The following is a 15,552-nucleotide window of genomic DNA, read 5'->3' on the forward strand; positions in this document are numbered from 1 at the left end:
TGTGACGATGGCACTCCTCGAAGTACGCGATCTCAAGGTCGTTTTCCAGCGGCGCGGTGAGAAGCCGTTCACCGCGGTGGACGAGGTCAGTTTCGACGTCGAACCCGGCCAGACGGTCGGCCTCGTCGGTGAGTCCGGTTGCGGCAAGTCCGTGACCTCGCTGGCGATCATGCGGCTGCTCGCGAAACGCGGCAACCACGTCAGCGGTTCGGTGTCGTTCGAAGGCACGGATCTGCTCAGCCTGTCGGACAAGGAAATGCGGGACCGCCGCGGCCGCGACCTCGGCATGGTGTTCCAGGATCCGCTGTCCTCGCTGAACCCGGTCATCCCGATCGGCCTTCAGATCACCGAGGTGCTGGAGCGGCATCGCGGGATGTCGCGCAAGGCGGCGTCGGTGGAGGCGGCGGAACTGCTGGACAAGGTCGGCATCCCCGACCCGGCACGGCGGCTTTCCGAGTACCCGCACCAGCTTTCCGGCGGGATGCGGCAGCGCGCGCTGATCGCGATCGCGCTCGCCTGCCGTCCCCGGCTGCTCATCGCCGATGAGCCGACCACCGCGCTCGACGTGACGATCCAGGCGCAGATCCTCGCGCTGCTGCGGGAACTGGTGCAGGACACCGGGACCGCGCTGATCATGATCACGCACGACCTCGGTGTCGTCGCCGGACTCTGCGACGAGGTCAACGTGCTCTACGGCGGCAAGATCGTCGAGCGGGCCGAGCGGCACTCGCTGTTCGCCGAGCCCCGGCACCCGTACACGCACGGCCTGCTCGCCTCGATCCCGCGGCTCGACGCGGGCCGCGGCGAGAAACTGATCCCCATCAAGGGATCCGTCTCCGACAACATCCCGTGGGACGGCGGCTGCGCCTTCGCGCCCCGCTGCCCGAACGCTCTCGGCGTGTGCCGGGAGGTTTCACCGCAGCTGACCCCCGATCGCGGTGGACTGCTGCGCTGCCACAACCCGGTGATCCCGGCCGTGGCCGCACGAGGAGGGGCCCGATGACGCACGCGGTACCGGAGCAGGAAGTACTGCTCGAGGTCAACGACCTCAAGGTGCACTTCCCGATCAAACGCGGCATCGTTTTCGACCGCACCGTCGGGTATGTGTACGCCGTGGACGGCGTCGATCTGGCCATCCGCAAGGGTGAAACCTACGGTCTGGTCGGGGAATCCGGCTGCGGGAAGTCCACTTTGGGCAGGGCGATCCTCCGGCTGACCGAGCTGACGAACGGCAACGTCGTCTTCGACGGCACCGACGTCGCGGGCCTCAAGGGCGAGGACCTGCGCAAGGCACGCCGCCGGATGCAGATGGTCTTCCAGGACCCGATGTCCTCTTTGGACCCTCGGCAGTCGGTGGAATCCATTCTGACCGAAGGAATGAGGGCGCACGGCCTCGCCAGCGACAAGGAGGCGACGGCCAAGCGGCTGCGCGAACTCCTGGCCGCCGTCGGTCTTCCGGAGTCCTCGCTGCGGAAGTACCCGCACGAGTTCTCGGGCGGCCAGCGTCAGCGCATCGGCATCGCGCGGGCGCTCGCGGTCGAGCCGGACCTGATCGTCGCCGACGAACCGGTGTCCGCGCTGGACGTCTCGGTGCAGGCTCAGGTGGTCAACCTCCTGGAGGATCTGCAGGAGAAGCTCGGGCTCACCTACCTGGTGATCGCGCACGACCTCGCGGTGGTGCGGCACATCTCCGACCGCATCGGGGTGATGTACCTCGGCTCGCTGGTCGAAGAGGCCGACGCCGACGCGCTCTACGAGAACCCGCTGCACCCGTACACGCGGGCGCTGCTCTCGGCGATCCCGGTGCCGGACCCGGTGGTGGAGGACAGCCGGGAGCAGATCCTGCTCGCCGGTGACCTGCCCTCGCCGGCGCGGCCGCCGTCCGGCTGCCGGTTCCACACGCGTTGTCCGTGGAAGCAGCAGAGCCTGTGCGACACCGACCGCCCGCAGCTGCGGGAGATCGGCGCCGGGCACCGGGTCGCCTGCCACTACGCGGAGGACATCCGCGATGGCCGGATCAAACCGCACGAGGTCAAGGCGGAACTCGTCGACGCCGGAGACCTGAACCCCGACGTCGGCGGACTGCCGGACGTCGGCTCGGCGGCGGAGATCCTCTAGCTCCAGCTGTGAAGCGCGTGAAGGCTCCCTTCCCTCGGCCGTGGTTTTGAGTGACCAGCCGAGGGAAGGGGGCCTTCACGCGCACCGCAAGCAGGTGACTAATTGCGGCGGGCGCGTGACCGGACGCGTTGCGAAAGCCACTTTCGCAACGCTCAAGGTTGCGAAAGTGGCTTTCGCAACACGCGCGGCCCCCCGGTCGGAGAGGCGCCAAGCCCGCCGCGAGGCCAAGCCGCACCGCAAGCAGGTGACTAATTGCGGCGGGCGCGTGACCGGGCAAAAGCGGCGGTCTTCGGACAGACTCGTGTAATGCGGGTCACAGTGCTGGGTGCGTCGGGGCGGACGGGGATCCACGTGGTCCGGCTTCTGCGGGGGCGGGGACATCAGGTGCGGGCGGGGTTGCGCAGCCGTCGCCGTGCGGAGGAGGTCGCCGGTCTCGGCGCCGAAACCGTGGTCGCGGACGTCACCGCCGACGCGGACGACCTCGTCGAGGCGCTCGCCGGCTCCGAGGTGGTGATCAGCGCGATCGGCGCGCCCGATCCGGATCAGGCCTCGGTCGATCTCGTCGACCGCGACGGCGTGATCACCGCGATCCGCGCGGCGGAGAAGGCGGGTGTCTCGCGGTTCGTGCAGCTTTCCGCGCAGTTCGCGGACGCGCCGGATCAGGGCGATCGGCTGGTGCGGTCGATCCTGATGGCGAAGCAGATCTCCGACAGCGTCCTCCGCCGTTCGAGCCTGAACTGGACGATCGTCCGCCCCGGCACCCTCACCGACGACCACCCCACCGGGCACGTCAAGGTCGCCGGTCATCTCGAACCGGGCCGCGTCTCCCGCGCGGACGTCGCCGCCGTCCTGGTCGGCACGCTGGAAGAGCCGCTCACCGAGAACCAGGGTTTCGACGTCATCGGCGGCGAGATCCCGATCCCGTCGGCGCTGGCCTCGTTCAGCTGAGCGCTTTCTTCCGCTCCCGCGCCGCCCGCAGGTTCGCGACGTTCCCGCAGGTCCGCACGTCGTGCCAGACTCCGCTGTTGTTGCGCGAAACGTCGTAGAAGGCCGAACGGCAGCCGTCGAGCCGGCACAGTTTCAGCCGAGGCCAGATCCCGGCCTGCTGCGCGAGCAGCGTTTCCGTCCACAGCGCCGAAGTGAGCCACTGCCGCCCGGTGCCGGACGGGAACAGCCGGACGACGCCGTCCCGCAGGGCAAGATCCGCCTTGATCGGCTTCTCGACGGCCACGTCGACGCCGTCCAGGAGTGAAACGAACGACCCGCGAAGCTCTCGAAGCGCGCGAAGGTCGCCCGGACCCAACGTGATCTCGGGCACGTCGGCGTCCCGGGTCCGCGACCATTCCGCCAGTGCTTCGGTGGCCCAGGGGCGCGCCAAGTCGGCGTCGCTCAGCAGGTCGAGGCCGTGTGTCTTGATCGCCTTCGTGTTGAGAAAGTCCTGAACGAGCGCCAACCCCGACGGGGCGGTGCGTAACCGGTATCGGTCGGTCGCGGTCCATGACATAGGTCAAGCGTACTTGACTCTGTCGGCCCGCGTCTCCATTCTGACGACAGAGGCAAAAGCCGAACACTTCTGTCAAAGGAGCAAGTCATGACCTCCATCGAAGGCGCCGTCGTCCTGGTCACCGGCGGACAGCGCGGACTCGGCAAGGCGTTCGTCGCCGAACTGCTCGACCGCGGCGCCGCCAAGGTCTACGCGACCGCCAGGTCGCCGCGCGAGGAGACCGACCCGCGGATCGTGCCGCTCCCGCTCGACGTCACCGATCCGGAATCCGTCCGCGCGCTGGCCGGGCGGGCGAGTGACGCCACGGTCGTCTTCAACAACGCCGGGGTCCTCGGTCTCGGCTCGCTGCTCACCGAAGACGTCGACGCGCACCGCCCGGTCTTCGAGACGAACGTCTTCGGTGCGCTCCGGATCGCGCAAGCGTTTGCGCCGCGACTCAAAGACGGCGGAGCGCTGGTCAACGTGCATTCGATCCTGTCGTGGGCGGCGGGCTCGGGTTCCTACGGCGCGTCGAAGGCGGCCTTCTGGTCACTCACCAACTCGCTCCGGATCGAGTTCGCCGAGCAGGGCACCCACGTCGTCGGCGTCCACCTCGGCTACATCGACACCGACATGACCCAGGGCCTCGACATCCCCAAGAACGACCCGCGTGACGTCGCCCGCCAGGTCGTCGACGGGCTCGAAAAGGGCGAGACCGAAGTGCTCACCGACGACCTCACGCGCCGGGTCAAGGCCGCGCTGTCCGGGCCGGTCGAGCACCTCGGCACGAGCCGGATCGGCGCGTAAAACCGTTCGCGGGAGCACACCGGCCCGAGGTAGTTTCGCCGCCATGTGTGCTTCCGCGTTCACCAGGACCCGCCGCGCCTAGCGGCGGATCCCCAGCGTCCAGCAAGGAACCGCCGCCCGAGCGAGTCATCGCCGGGCCAGCCTCGTGCTGCCCGGCTCACCTCGAAGCCGCGGAGATCCCTTGCGCACACAACGTCCTGGCCGTCATGAACTCGGCCAGAACTTCCTCATCGACCGGAACACCATCGAAACCGTGGTGCGGCTCGTCGCCGTCACCGACGGGCCGATCATCGAGATCGGCCCTGGCGACGGCGCGCTGACCCTGCCCCTGCAACGGCTGGGCAGGCGGTTGACCGGCGTCGAAGTCGACGACCGCCGCGCCGCGAGGCTGGCGGGCCGCGTCCAGCCGCCGACGGAGATCGTCACCGCGGACTTCCTGCGGTTCACCCCGCCGCCGACGCCGTACGTGCTGGTCGGCAATCTGCCGTTCCACCTGACCACCGCGCTGCTGCGCCGTGTCCTCACCGCTCCGATGTGGACGGACGCCGTGCTGCTCACGCAGTGGGAGGTGGCGCGCCGCCGCGCGGGTGTCGGCGGCGCGACCATGATGACCGCGCAGTGGTGGCCGTGGTTCGAGTTCCGGCTGGTCAGCAGGGTCCCGGCGACGGCGTTCCGGCCTCGGCCCGGCGTCGACGGCGGGCTGTTGACCATGACCCGCCGGGAGCGTCCGCTCGTCGAAGACCGCGAGCGCTATCAGGATTTCGTGCGGCGCGTGTTCACCGGCCGGGGCCGGAGGATCGCGGAGATGCTCGGCGCGTCCCGCGAGACCCGGCGCTGGCTTCAGGAGGAGCGGATCCCGCCGACGGCCCTGCCCAAAACCCTCACCGCACGCCAGTGGGCTGAGGTGTTTCGGCTTCAGGGAGGAAGTCCGGCTCGCGCACACGGCGTTTCGCCGAACCGAACAGGACCCCGCCGATGACCACGGCCGCCGCGACGATCTCCAGCGGCGACGGCCGCTCGTCCAGCACCAGGAACGCCATCGACAGCCCGACCACCGGCACCAGCAGGGAGAACGGCGCGACCACGCCCGCCGGATTGCGGCGCATCAGCGACGTCCAGATCCCGGAGCCGACGATCGTGCCGAACAGCACCACGTAGGCGAGCCCGCCGAGGCCGATCAGGCCGGTCGGGGTACCCAGCGTGCTCAGCGAGTGCCCGATCTCGGCGGGGCCCTCCATGACCAGCGACAGCGCGAACATCGGCAGCGGCGGCACCACCGACATCCAGAGGACGAAGTTCAGCGGGTTGTCCGGTGCCGCCTGCCGGGTGCTCAGGTTGCCGAACGCCCAGCTCAGCGCGCCGAGCAGGGTCAGGATCACCGGCAGCAGGGCGGCGTTCCCCGCCTGCTGCCAGGCGATCGTCGCCATTCCGGCGACGGCGAGCAGTATCCCGGCGAGCTGCCGTCCGGACACGCGTTCCCGCAGGAAGACGGCGCCGAGCAGGACGGTGAACGGGGCCGAAGCCTGCAGCACCAGCGACGCGAGACCGGTCGGCATGCCGGTGTCCATCGCGATGAAGAGGAACACGAACTGCCCGGTGCCGAACCCGAGCCCGTAGCCGAGCAAGTGGCGGATCTTCACCTTCGGCCACGGCACGAACAGGATCGTCGGGATGGCGATGACCGCGAAGCGCAGCCCGCCGGCGAAGACGGGCGGGAACTGGCCGAGGGTGGCGTGGATGGCGAGGAAGTTGCAGCCCCAGAGGACGGCGACGAGCAGGGCGAGCAGACGATCGCGGGCGGGCATGTCTTCACTCTTACGGGTAACGACCATTTAGGACCAGCGAGAATATTTGCAGCGATCGTTCAGTTCGGCTTCACATATGCTGGCGGCATGGACATCGGCCGGTTGCGGACCCTGCGGGAGTTCGCCGACCGCGGCAGCGTGACGGCGGCCGCGAAGGCGTTGCACTGCACCCCGTCCGCGGTTTCCCAGCAGTTGCGCGCCTTGCAGAGTGACGTCGGTCTCGCGCTCACGGAACCCGCCGGGAGAGGGTTGCGGCTGACCGACGCGGGCCGCGCGCTGGTCGCCCGCGCGGACGACGTGCTCGCCGCCCTCGAACGCGCGGAGTCCGAATTGGACACTTACCGCAGCGCTCCCCGCGGCCGCGTGCGGATGGCGATCTTCCAGTCGGCCGGGCTGATGCTGCTGCCCGGACTGCTGCACCGGACGGCGGAGTTCGACGGACTGGACGTCATCGTGCGCGACGTCGACATGACCCCGCCCGAGGTCCCCGGGCTCGTCGCGGATTACGACATCGTGGTGGCGCACCGGGACGAACACGCGCCTTCGCTCGGCTCGGACCGGCTGGAGACGCGGCATCTGCTGCGTGAACCGCTCGACGTCGCGCTCCCCGCGGGGCATCGGCTCGCGAAACGGCGCCGCATCGAGCTCGCCGAATTGGCCGACGAACGCTGGATCAGCGTCAACGCCGGCTTCCCGGTCGACGACATCCTCCAGTCGCTGATCATCCGCACCGGCGTGCGCCCGCAGGTCGTCCAGCGCATCAATGATTTCCGCATCACCGAGCGGCTCGTCGCCGCCGGGCACGGGATCGCGCTGCTGCCCCGGTACACAATGGACACTCGTCGCGGCAGTGGTCTCGTCTGCCGTCCGCTCGCCGGGATCAAGGCGGCGCGGCATGTGGAGGCGGTCTACCGGCTTGGTGCGTCTTCGCGGCCTGCGGTGGCGAAGGTGCTCGACGCGCTCGCCGACGAGGTCGCGGCGCTCACGCGCGAGCGTGACTCTTCAGGTGGTCCAGCGCGATCCGGAGCGCGTCGGCGATCGGCGTGATGTCGTGCCGCACGTGTGCCATCAGGAGGCCGCCCTGGACGCAGGCCATCGCGGCCTGCGCGAGCCTGGCCGGGTCGGCGTCGTCGACGAGCTTTCCCTTCGCTTGCAAGGACTTCAGTCCGCGTTCGAGATGTGATTCCCATTCGCGGTAGGCCTTGTCGAGCAGGGGCGCCATCTTGGGGTCGTCGCCGAGTTCGCCGGTGAGGTTGCCGAGCGGGCAGGCGATCGGTCCCTTGGGGGTGGTCTGGATGGCCAGGATCTCGCTCGCCCATTGGTCGAAATCGGCCCAGTCGTGCAGCTCGAAGATGGTCGGCTGGTTGCCGAGGATCTTCTCGAGGAAGCGGGCGATGACCGCTTCGACGAGCTCGTCCTTGTTCTTGAAGTAGTGGTACATCTGCGATTTCCCGGCGCCGCTGGCCGCGAGCACCTTGTCGACGCTCGTCCCGGCCACGCCGTTGACGTACATCAGCTCGGCGGCCGCGTCGACGATCGCGTCCCGAGTCATCCGCCCTCGCGGGGTCTTCGCCGGTTGACCACTCATGTACCGGATAGTACAGTCGAGCACACTGTACCGATCAGTACAACAGAAGGAGCCGACCATGGGGGATCTCAACACCGACCTCGCCGAGCTGCGGACCTCGGTCGCGAGCCACGTTCCGGCGGAGGTCGCCGAGGTGCTCAAGGCCGACCGCGAGACGTTCGTCGGAGTGGTCGCCGAGGCGGCCGCGAAGCCGGGGACGGCGATGCCGGAGCTCACGCTGCCGGACGCCGGCGGCGATCAGGTCCGGGTCGCGGACGGGCCCGCGGTCGTCGTGTTCTATCGCGGCGCGTGGTGCCCGTACTGCAATCTGGCCTTGCGCACGTATCAGCAGGAACTGTTGCCGGAGCTGGAAAACCTGGGCGTGAAGCTGGTTGCGGTCAGCCCGCAGCTGCCGGACGATTCACTGTCCACAAAGGATTTAGAGTTCGCCGTGCTGTCCGATGTGGACAACGGGCTCGGGCGCGCACTCGGCATCACGTTCCGGCTGACGCCGGAGACGAAGCCGACTTTCGACACGCTCATCGGCGACGTCGAGAAGATCAATGGGGCGGCGGAATGGGAACTGCCGTACCCGACCGTCCTGGTCGTGGACGGCGAAGGCGTCATCCGCTACATCGACGTGCACCCGGACTACACCACCCGCACCGACCCGGCCGACATCCTGGCCGCCGTGAAGGCCCTCTAGCGCTCCCGTCCTCTCGCCGGATCACGCGACTCGCGTGATTGAAGCCGTAACTCACGTGATTGAAGGCGTAACTCACCCGAGCCTGGATCGCACCGTGTCTTACGGCTTCAATCACGCGAGTTACGGCTGTAATCACGCGAGTTACGCCTTCAGACACGCGTGATACGGCAAAGCTTCCGGGGTGAAGCGCGTGAAGGCCCCCTTCCCTCGGCTCAGCCGAGGGAAGGGGGCCTTGACGCGCGAAGCGAAACTACCGGTGAGCCCGGTTCACGGCCGAGACGACGGCCCGCAGCGAAGCGGTCACGATCGACGGGTCGATCCCGATGCCCCAGTACACCCGGTCGGAGATCGCGCACTCGATGTACGACGCGGCGCGCGCGTCGTCGCCCGGCGAGAGCGTGTGCTCGCTGTAGTCCAGCAGTCGCAGGTCGAACCCGACGGTCGACAGCGCGTCGAAGAACGCCGCGATCGGGCCGTTCCCGCGGCCGGTGACCTCGTGTTCGTCGCCTTCGACCCGGACGGTGGCGGTGATGTCGTACTCACCGTCGCCGTTGTCCCTGACGTGCTGGCGGACCAGCTCCAGCGGCGTCTTCAGCTCCAGGTACTCGGCCGAGAACGCGTTCCACATCGTGGTCGGGTCGACCTCGCCGCCCTCGGTGTCGGTGTGGCGCTGGACGACCTTCGAGAACTCGATCTGCAGGCGCCGCGGCAGGTCGAGCTGGTGCTCGGCCTTCATGATGTAGGCGACGCCGCCCTTGCCGGACTGCGAGTTCACCCGGATGACGGCCTCGTAGTTGCGGCCGATGTCCTTCGGGTCGATCGGCAGGTACGGGACCTCCCACGGGTGCTCGTCGACCGGCGCCCCCGCCTTGTCGGCGGCGGCCTTCATCGCGTCGAGACCCTTGTTGATCGCGTCCTGGTGGCTGCCGGAGAACGCGGTGAACACCAGATCGCCGGCCCACGGGCTGCGTTCGTGCACCGGCAGCTGGTTGCAGTATTCGACGGTCCGCTTGATCTCGTCCATGTCGGAGAAGTCGATCTGCGGGTCGACGCCCTGGCTGTACAGGTTCATGCCCAGCGCGACCAGGTCGACGTTGCCGGTGCGCTCGCCGTTGCCGAACAGGCAGCCTTCGATCCGGTCCGCGCCTGCCTGGAAGCCCAGTTCGGCGGCGGCGATGCCGGTGCCGCGGTCGTTGTGCGGGTGCAGCGACAGGATCACCGAATCGCGGCGCTCCAGGTTGCGGTGCATCCACTCGATCGAGTCGGCGTAGACGTTCGGGGACGCCATCTCGACGGTGGCGGGCAGGTTCAGGATGGCGGGCTTCTCCGGCGTCGGCTGCCAGATCTCGGTGATCGTGTTGCAGACCTCGAGCGCGTACGACAGCTCGGTGCCCGTGTAGGACTCCGGCGAGTACTGGAAGCGGAAGTCGGTGTCCGGCTGCTTCGCGGCGTAGTCGACGACCAGCTCAGCGGCCTGCGAAGCGATCTTCGTGATGCCGATGCGCTCCTCGCGGAACACGACGCGACGCTGCAGGATCGAGGTCGAGTTGTAGATGTGGACGATCGCGCGCGGCGCGCCTTCGAGCGCCTTGAAGGTGCGCTCGATCAGTTCCGGGCGGCACTGGGTCAGCACCTGGATGCTGACGTCGTCCGGGATGGCGCCCTCGTCGATGATCTCGCGGACGAAGTCGAAGTCCGTCTGCGACGCCGCCGGGAAGCCGACCTCGATCTCCTTGTAGCCCATGCGGACCAGCAGGTCGAAGAACTTGCGCTTGCGCGCGGGCGACATCGGGTCGATCAGGGCCTGGTTGCCGTCGCGCAGGTCGACCGCGCACCACAGCGGCGCGGTGTCGATGCGCTTGTCCGGCCAGGTGCGGTCGGGCAGCGAGATGTCCTCGACCAGGTCGTACCAGGGGCGATAGCGGTGTACGGGCATCGAAGTGCCGCGCTGGGTGTTCCACGAAGCCTGCTCTGAAGGGGCCGGGCGCGTGGGCTTACGGATGCTCATGAGGGGAGGGTTCTCCTGAAGAATCGGGTGCGACGACCGGCACCACGAAGCCCCGCGACGGGGAGCCGGTCCGATCAGGCCCCGTCGCGGCAGCGAAGCAGGAGAGCTCGAGCCACGACGCCACCTTAACCGCGAGATCTCCCGAAAGGAAACCCGGGCCGCGATCGAACCGTGACCACGGTGGCGCCCATTCGGGTTACTCGCGGGTAGCAATCGGACCAGGAGGCGTGCCACACTGCCCGGCATGGGCGACCACGCTGAAGAGAAGGAAACCGCTGATCAGCCGACCAGACGCAAGGTCGACTGGCGGGCAGGCGGCGGGCGCGCGGCCGGGATACTGGCGAGCGTCGTCCGCTGGGTCGGCCTGGTCTTCGCGGCCATCCTGGTGCTGCACGTCGTCTTCGTGATCGGCGAGGCGAACCCCGACAACGGCATCGTGTCGTTCGTCCGCGGCTGGGCCGACGGGCTCCTGCTGGGCTTCAAGGACCTCTTCATGCCCGAAGACGCCAAGCTCCGCGTGCTGATCAACTACGGCATCGCCGCGATCTTCTGGATGGTCGTCACGGGCATCCTCGCGAAGATCATCCGGCGCGTAGGCGGTTCCGCCTAACCATTCGGAAGCGCGCTTCGTGGGGCCGGGGGCACTACGCTCGGAATATGCCCGGGCCCAGCCGCCACGAGGCGGCTTACGAGATCGTCGCGATCGCCTCCTCGGCGGGTGGGGTCAAGGCGCTGATCGAGGTGTTCGGTGCGCTGCCCGCGGACTTTCCCGTGCCCGTGGTCGTCGTCCAGCATCTCGACCCTCGCCGCGAAACGCTCCTCGCCGACATCCTCGACCGCCGGTCTTCGCTCAGCGTCAAGCTGGCCGAGGCCGGTGACGTCCTGAGGCCCGGTGTCGTCTATGTCGCGCCGCCGGACCGCCACCTGCTGGTGGAATCCGGCGACGTGGCCGGTCTGACGGTGACCGATCAGGTGAAGTTCGTGCGGCCGTCGGCCGATCTGCTCTTCGAGTCCGTCGCCGCCGTGCACGGTCCGGCGGCACTCGCCTGCGTCCTGACCGGGACGGGTTCCGACGGTGCGGCGGGCGCCGCGGCCATCAAGGCCGGTGGCGGTACCGTTGTCTCCCAAGATCCGGAGACCGCCGAATTCAAGGGAATGCCGCACGCGGTGGCGAAGGCCGTGCCGGTCGACCTGGTGCTGCCACTGGACGAAGTCGCCGGTGCGCTCGTCGGCCTGGTCAACGGAACGAGGACGGTATGACCGCGCCGGACGGCGAAATCGAAGACAGTCAGGAACTCGAAACCCTGCTGGCGTTCATCAGGGACTCCCGTGGTTTCGATTTCACCGGTTACAAACGCACTTCGCTGGCCCGCCGGATCCAGAAGCGGATGCAGACGGTGAAGATCGCCGGGTACGGCGAGTACCGCGATTTCCTGGAGACCAACGCCGACGAGTTCCCGGAACTGTTCAACACCATCCTGATCAACGTCACCAGTTTCCTCCGTGACGCCGAAGCCTGGAGCTATCTGCGGAAGACCGTCGTACCCGAACTCGTCGCGAAGGTCGGGGCCGACGAGGAGATCCGGATCTGGAGCGCCGGCTGTTCGAGCGGGGAAGAGGCGTATTCCCTCGCGATCATCTTCGCGGAAGAACTCGGTATCGAGGAAAGCACCAGACGGGTCAAGATCTACGGCACCGACGTCGATGAAGAAGCCTTACGCGAGGCGAGGACGGGGCTGTATCCGGCGAAGTCCTTGGAGCACCTTCCCGGCGAACTGAAGAAGAAGTACTTCGAGCCGACCGGCAACCTGTTCGCTTTCCGGCGCGACCTCCGCCGCCGGGTGATCTTCGGCAGGCACGACATCACGCGCGACGCCCCCATTTCCCGGGTCGATCTGCTCGCCTGCCGCAACACCCTGATGTATTTCAACGTCGAGGCGCAGGCGAAGATCATCGAACGGTTCCATTTCGCGCTCAACGAAGGCGGGCACCTGTTCCTCGGGAAGGCCGAAATGCTGCTTTCCGACGGCGTCCGCTTCGACGTCGCCAACATCCGGAACCGGGTGTTCAAGCTGCGATCGAGCGGTCCGGCGGTGAAGTCCGCGCGGTTCGACGCCCGGGCGGGCGCGGGGACGCGGGACGCGACCCGGCGGCGGCAGGTGTGCGAGCTCGCCTTGGCGTCCTCACCGGATTCCGTGCTGGGGCTCGACCGCGACGGCACGGTCGCCCTGATCAACGGTACGGCGAGGCTCCAATTCGGGCTCTCCCCGCACGACGTGGGCAGGCCTTTCCACGATCTGGAGGTGTCCTACCGGCCGATCGAGCTCCGGGCGGTGATCGACCAGGCGCACAGCGAGCGCCGCAGCATCCGGCTCGACTCCGTGTGGCGCCGGAGGGGCGCGGAAGAGGCGCAGTACTTCGACGTCATCGTCCGGCCACTGATCACCGTCGACGGCGAGGACATCGGTGCGGCGATCACGTTCGTCGACACCACCGAAGCCACCAGGCTGCAGCACGAGGTGAAACGCGTGCAGGAGGATCTGGCGACCGCCTACACCGAACTCCAGTCCACCAACGCGGAACTCGAGACGGTCAACGAGGAACTCCAGTCGAGCATCGAGGAACTCGAGACGACGAACGAGGAACTCCAGTCCACGAACGAAGAGCTGGAGACCACCAACGAAGAGCTCCAGTCGGGCAACGAAGAACTCGAAACGATGAACGAGGAGATGCGCATCCGGACCGCGGAGCTCGACGAGACGCGCATGTTCTTCGAAGGGGTGCTGGCCAGCGTCGAGGCGGGCGTGGTCGTACTCGACGGCGAACTCCAGATACGCAGCTGGAACCGCGGCGCGGAGGAACTGTGGGGCCTCCGTACCGGCGAGGTCTACCGGCAGGACTTCTTCGACCTGGACTTCGGCTTGCCCACGACCACGCTCCGCGGTGTCGTGGAGGCCTGCAACGAGACCGGGCACCGGGCGGATCCGGTCGAGATCGACGCGGTGGACAGGAAGGGCAGGTCACTCGTCGCGTCGGTCAGCTGTTCGCCGTTGCGGGGGCCGGGCGGCGGCGTCGTGCTGATGATCGAGAAGCGGCAGCCCAACTGAGTCAGGGGCGGCGGTTCGCCTTCATCACGTGCTCGTTGAGCGCCACCACCAGGTCGGCCGCGGTCGTGCGGCGGCCGACGAGGCTTTCGGAAACCTCGCCGATCCGCAGGTTGTGGCTGCGCGCGTAGCGGCGGATCAGGAGGAAAGCGTCGTCCGTGCCGATCTCCAGCCGGGCGGACACGAGTCCCTTGGCCTGCTCGATGATCACCCGGCTGCTGAGCGCCCCTTGCAGCTGTTCCGAGGTCGCGGTCAGCCCGGTGATCGCCCGGTGGTTGAGCATGCCGATCGTCGCGGCGTCGGCGAGCGCGACCGCGATGCGCACGTCGGCTTCCGGCAGCCGGGTGGTGTCCGTGGTCAGGATCGTCACCGCGCCGAGGACCTCTCCGTGGCGGCTGAACGGAAACGCGTGCACGGTGCGGAAACCGAGGGAAAGGGAGGCGGGCGCCAGCCGTTCCCAGCGTTCGGCCGCCTCGTCGAGCCGGACGCCGACGACCGGCCCCCGGCTTTCGCAGCAGTCGATTCCAGGGCCCTCTTCGGCGAGGATGCCGCCGATCCCGGGTTCGCCGAGCCGCTCGTCCGTGTTCACCACGACGGGCAAGGCGTCGTGGACGCCGAAGGCGGCCAGCCGGATCGACGACGAGGGAATCAATTGGGCGTACCGATCCGCCACACAAAGCCAATAATTCACCGGGTCGAGGGCCGGGGCCAGCGTGTCGGCCAGTTCCAGCAAGGTATCGGCGACCCAGCTTTCGCGTTTTCGCATCAGAAGCGGCCTTCCTGCGGATTGCAGTTGTCAGAGGCGCTGTGCACTCAACGCTAGTCCTCCGCCGGAAGACCGAAAACCCCTGGGGCTCAGCCATTCGGGTCACTTCGGCCGGCCTGGTGCGGGCGTACGCTCAGCCCATGTGGGACGGCACTGGTGGCCGGTACGACCCGTCGGCGTTGCGCGGACTGATCGAAACCGAGCGCGGGCGCGCGGATCGCGCGGCCGCCGTCGCCCGGCGGCATGAAGGCCTGCTGGGCACGGCCACCGAGGCCATGCGGCCGTTCCATCGCCGGATGGCGGAACTCCACCGGGCGACCGAGCGCAAACACCGTGCCGCGGCGACGCTGCACTCCGGCTACCTCGACGCCGTCGGGCGCTGGGCGGACCGGCCGGCGGAACCGGCCGTCGTTCCCCCGGCGTTCATGACGGCGGTGGCCGACGCGTCCGGCGTCGAGAGCCTGGTGGTGACCCTGTTCGGCATCGCCGGGCGGGATTCGGCGGTCGTGGTGTCCGATCCCGTCGCCGCCCGCGTGCACGACCTCGAAGAAGTCCTCGGTGAAGGGCCGTCACGGGATACGCCGCTGAGAGCCGGTGTCTGCAGCGAACCGGAGCTCTCCTGGCGGTGGCCCCGGTTCGGCCCCGCCGCGCGGGAATTCGGGATCCACGCGGTGGTTTCGGCGCCGCTGGGCCTGCCGGAAGCCTTGTTGGGGACTTTCACCGCATATCGGTCCGAGGCCGAACCGGACGTCGGGGTGGCCCGGTCCGTGGGAGTGTTCGCCGAAGCGCTGACCGAAACCGCGTTGAACCCGGCCGTGCGGCTCGACCTCGCCGACGGACTTCCTGTGCACCCGTTGTTCGGCGACCTGGACCGCCGGGTCGTGGTGCATCAGGCCACCGGGATGGTGATGGCGGCCCACGACTGTTCGGTCTCGGACGCGCAGGCCATGCTCCGGGCGCACGCCTTCGCCCGGGAGGAGAGCGTCACCGAACTCGCTCAGGCCATCGTGGCCGGGACTTATCGCCTCACCTGAGCGCGAGCCGTTCGTAGGCCTCGATGGCGGCTTTCGGGTCGTCCGCCTGGAACTTCACGACGCGGACGAGACCGTGTAAAGCCCCATGATCCGCGGTCTTGGGTATGTCGTGAAGGGTCCCTTTGAGACGAGACCCTTCACGACATAGGAGTCG

Annotated in this window: 16 protein-coding genes; 11 read left to right on the top strand and 5 right to left on the bottom strand. The window is 68.3% G+C overall.

Going from position 1 to position 15,552, the window contains the following annotated elements; genetic code table 11:
- Positions 1-7: 7 nt before the first annotated feature.
- From DL991_RS15350 to DL991_RS15360, 3 genes are all read left to right on the top strand, one after another.
- Positions 8-1,003 carry an ABC transporter ATP-binding protein gene (locus DL991_RS15350; RefSeq protein ID WP_125784967.1) on the top strand — a complete coding sequence of 332 codons (996 nt, stop codon included), beginning with the start codon at positions 8-10 and terminating at the stop codon, positions 1,001-1,003.
- Positions 1,000-2,118, top strand: a complete 1,119-nt coding sequence (locus DL991_RS15355; protein ID WP_125784968.1) for an ABC transporter ATP-binding protein — start codon at positions 1,000-1,002, stop codon at positions 2,116-2,118. The genes DL991_RS15350 and DL991_RS15355 overlap by 4 nt, the downstream gene beginning before the upstream one ends.
- Before the next feature lie 306 nt (positions 2,119-2,424).
- Positions 2,425-3,066, top strand: coding sequence for an SDR family oxidoreductase (locus tag DL991_RS15360; RefSeq protein WP_125784969.1), 642 nt, complete (start codon positions 2,425-2,427; stop codon positions 3,064-3,066).
- Here DL991_RS15360 and DL991_RS15365 read toward each other — a convergent pair.
- Positions 3,059-3,622, bottom strand: a complete 564-nt coding sequence (locus tag DL991_RS15365) for a CGNR zinc finger domain-containing protein (RefSeq protein ID WP_125784970.1) — start codon at positions 3,620-3,622, stop codon at positions 3,059-3,061. The genes DL991_RS15360 and DL991_RS15365 overlap by 8 nt on opposite strands.
- 87 nt (positions 3,623-3,709) lie before the next feature.
- On the opposite strand from DL991_RS15365, the gene DL991_RS15370 reads away from it, so the two are divergent.
- Positions 3,710-4,408, top strand: a complete 699-nt coding sequence (locus DL991_RS15370; RefSeq protein WP_125784971.1) for an SDR family oxidoreductase — start codon at positions 3,710-3,712, stop codon at positions 4,406-4,408.
- 181 nt (positions 4,409-4,589) lie between these two features.
- On the top strand, positions 4,590-5,387 hold the full coding sequence (erm, locus tag DL991_RS15375) for a 23S ribosomal RNA methyltransferase Erm (protein ID WP_125784972.1): 798 nt from the start codon (positions 4,590-4,592) through the stop codon (positions 5,385-5,387).
- Here the strand turns inward: erm and DL991_RS15380 are convergent.
- Complete coding sequence (locus tag DL991_RS15380; RefSeq protein ID WP_125784973.1) at positions 5,290-6,213, bottom strand: EamA family transporter; 924 nt, start codon at positions 6,211-6,213, stop codon at positions 5,290-5,292. The genes erm and DL991_RS15380 overlap by 98 nt on opposite strands.
- Positions 6,214-6,300: 87 nt before the next feature.
- On the opposite strand from DL991_RS15380, the gene DL991_RS15385 reads away from it, so the two are divergent.
- Positions 6,301-7,260: a LysR family transcriptional regulator gene (locus tag DL991_RS15385; protein WP_125784974.1), complete on the top strand. Its 960-nt coding sequence runs from the start codon at positions 6,301-6,303 to the stop codon at positions 7,258-7,260.
- Here the strand turns inward: DL991_RS15385 and DL991_RS15390 are convergent.
- Entirely contained in the window at positions 7,196-7,801 is a 606-nt protein-coding gene (locus tag DL991_RS15390) for a TetR/AcrR family transcriptional regulator (protein ID WP_370306338.1), read from the bottom strand. The genes DL991_RS15385 and DL991_RS15390 overlap by 65 nt on opposite strands.
- Positions 7,802-7,859: 58 nt before the next feature.
- Here DL991_RS15390 and DL991_RS15395 point away from each other — a divergent pair, with 58 nt between their 5' ends.
- Positions 7,860-8,486 (top strand): peroxiredoxin-like family protein, encoded by a 627-nt coding sequence (locus DL991_RS15395; RefSeq protein WP_125784975.1) that lies wholly within the window; start codon positions 7,860-7,862, stop codon positions 8,484-8,486.
- A gap of 250 nt (positions 8,487-8,736) precedes the next feature.
- On the opposite strand, the gene leuA is transcribed toward DL991_RS15395, so the two are convergent.
- On the bottom strand, positions 8,737-10,494 hold the full coding sequence (gene leuA / locus DL991_RS15400; RefSeq protein ID WP_199753960.1) for a 2-isopropylmalate synthase: 1,758 nt from the start codon (positions 10,492-10,494) through the stop codon (positions 8,737-8,739).
- A 244-nt stretch (positions 10,495-10,738) separates the two neighbouring features.
- On the opposite strand from leuA, the gene DL991_RS15405 reads away from it, so the two are divergent.
- The 3 genes from DL991_RS15405 to DL991_RS15415 are packed head-to-tail and all read left to right on the top strand — an operon-like array spanning position 10,739 to position 13,601.
- Positions 10,739-11,104 (top strand): hypothetical protein, encoded by a 366-nt coding sequence (locus DL991_RS15405; protein ID WP_125784976.1) that lies wholly within the window; start codon positions 10,739-10,741, stop codon positions 11,102-11,104.
- A gap of 47 nt (positions 11,105-11,151) precedes the next feature.
- Positions 11,152-11,754 carry a chemotaxis protein CheB gene (locus DL991_RS15410; RefSeq protein ID WP_125784977.1) on the top strand — a complete coding sequence of 201 codons (603 nt, stop codon included), beginning with the start codon at positions 11,152-11,154 and terminating at the stop codon, positions 11,752-11,754.
- Complete coding sequence (locus tag DL991_RS15415) at positions 11,751-13,601, top strand: protein-glutamate O-methyltransferase CheR (RefSeq protein ID WP_125784978.1); 1,851 nt, start codon at positions 11,751-11,753, stop codon at positions 13,599-13,601. Before DL991_RS15410 ends, DL991_RS15415 begins: the two co-directional genes overlap by 4 nt.
- Before the next feature lies 1 nt (position 13,602).
- Here the strand turns inward: DL991_RS15415 and DL991_RS15420 are convergent, their stop codons facing one another.
- Positions 13,603-14,364 carry a GAF and ANTAR domain-containing protein gene (locus DL991_RS15420; RefSeq protein WP_125784979.1) on the bottom strand — a complete coding sequence of 254 codons (762 nt, stop codon included), beginning with the start codon at positions 14,362-14,364 and terminating at the stop codon, positions 13,603-13,605.
- Between the two features lie 140 nt (positions 14,365-14,504).
- Between DL991_RS15420 and DL991_RS15425 the strand changes: the two genes are divergently transcribed.
- The gene (locus DL991_RS15425; protein WP_125784980.1) at positions 14,505-15,398 is read left to right on the top strand and encodes a GAF and ANTAR domain-containing protein; all 894 of its coding nucleotides are present in this window, start codon (positions 14,505-14,507) and stop codon (positions 15,396-15,398) included.
- The last annotated feature ends 154 nt before the right edge of the window (positions 15,399-15,552 follow it).

Source organism: Amycolatopsis sp. WAC 01375 (assembly GCF_003947325.1).
Taxonomy (GTDB): domain Bacteria; phylum Actinomycetota; class Actinomycetes; order Mycobacteriales; family Pseudonocardiaceae; genus Amycolatopsis.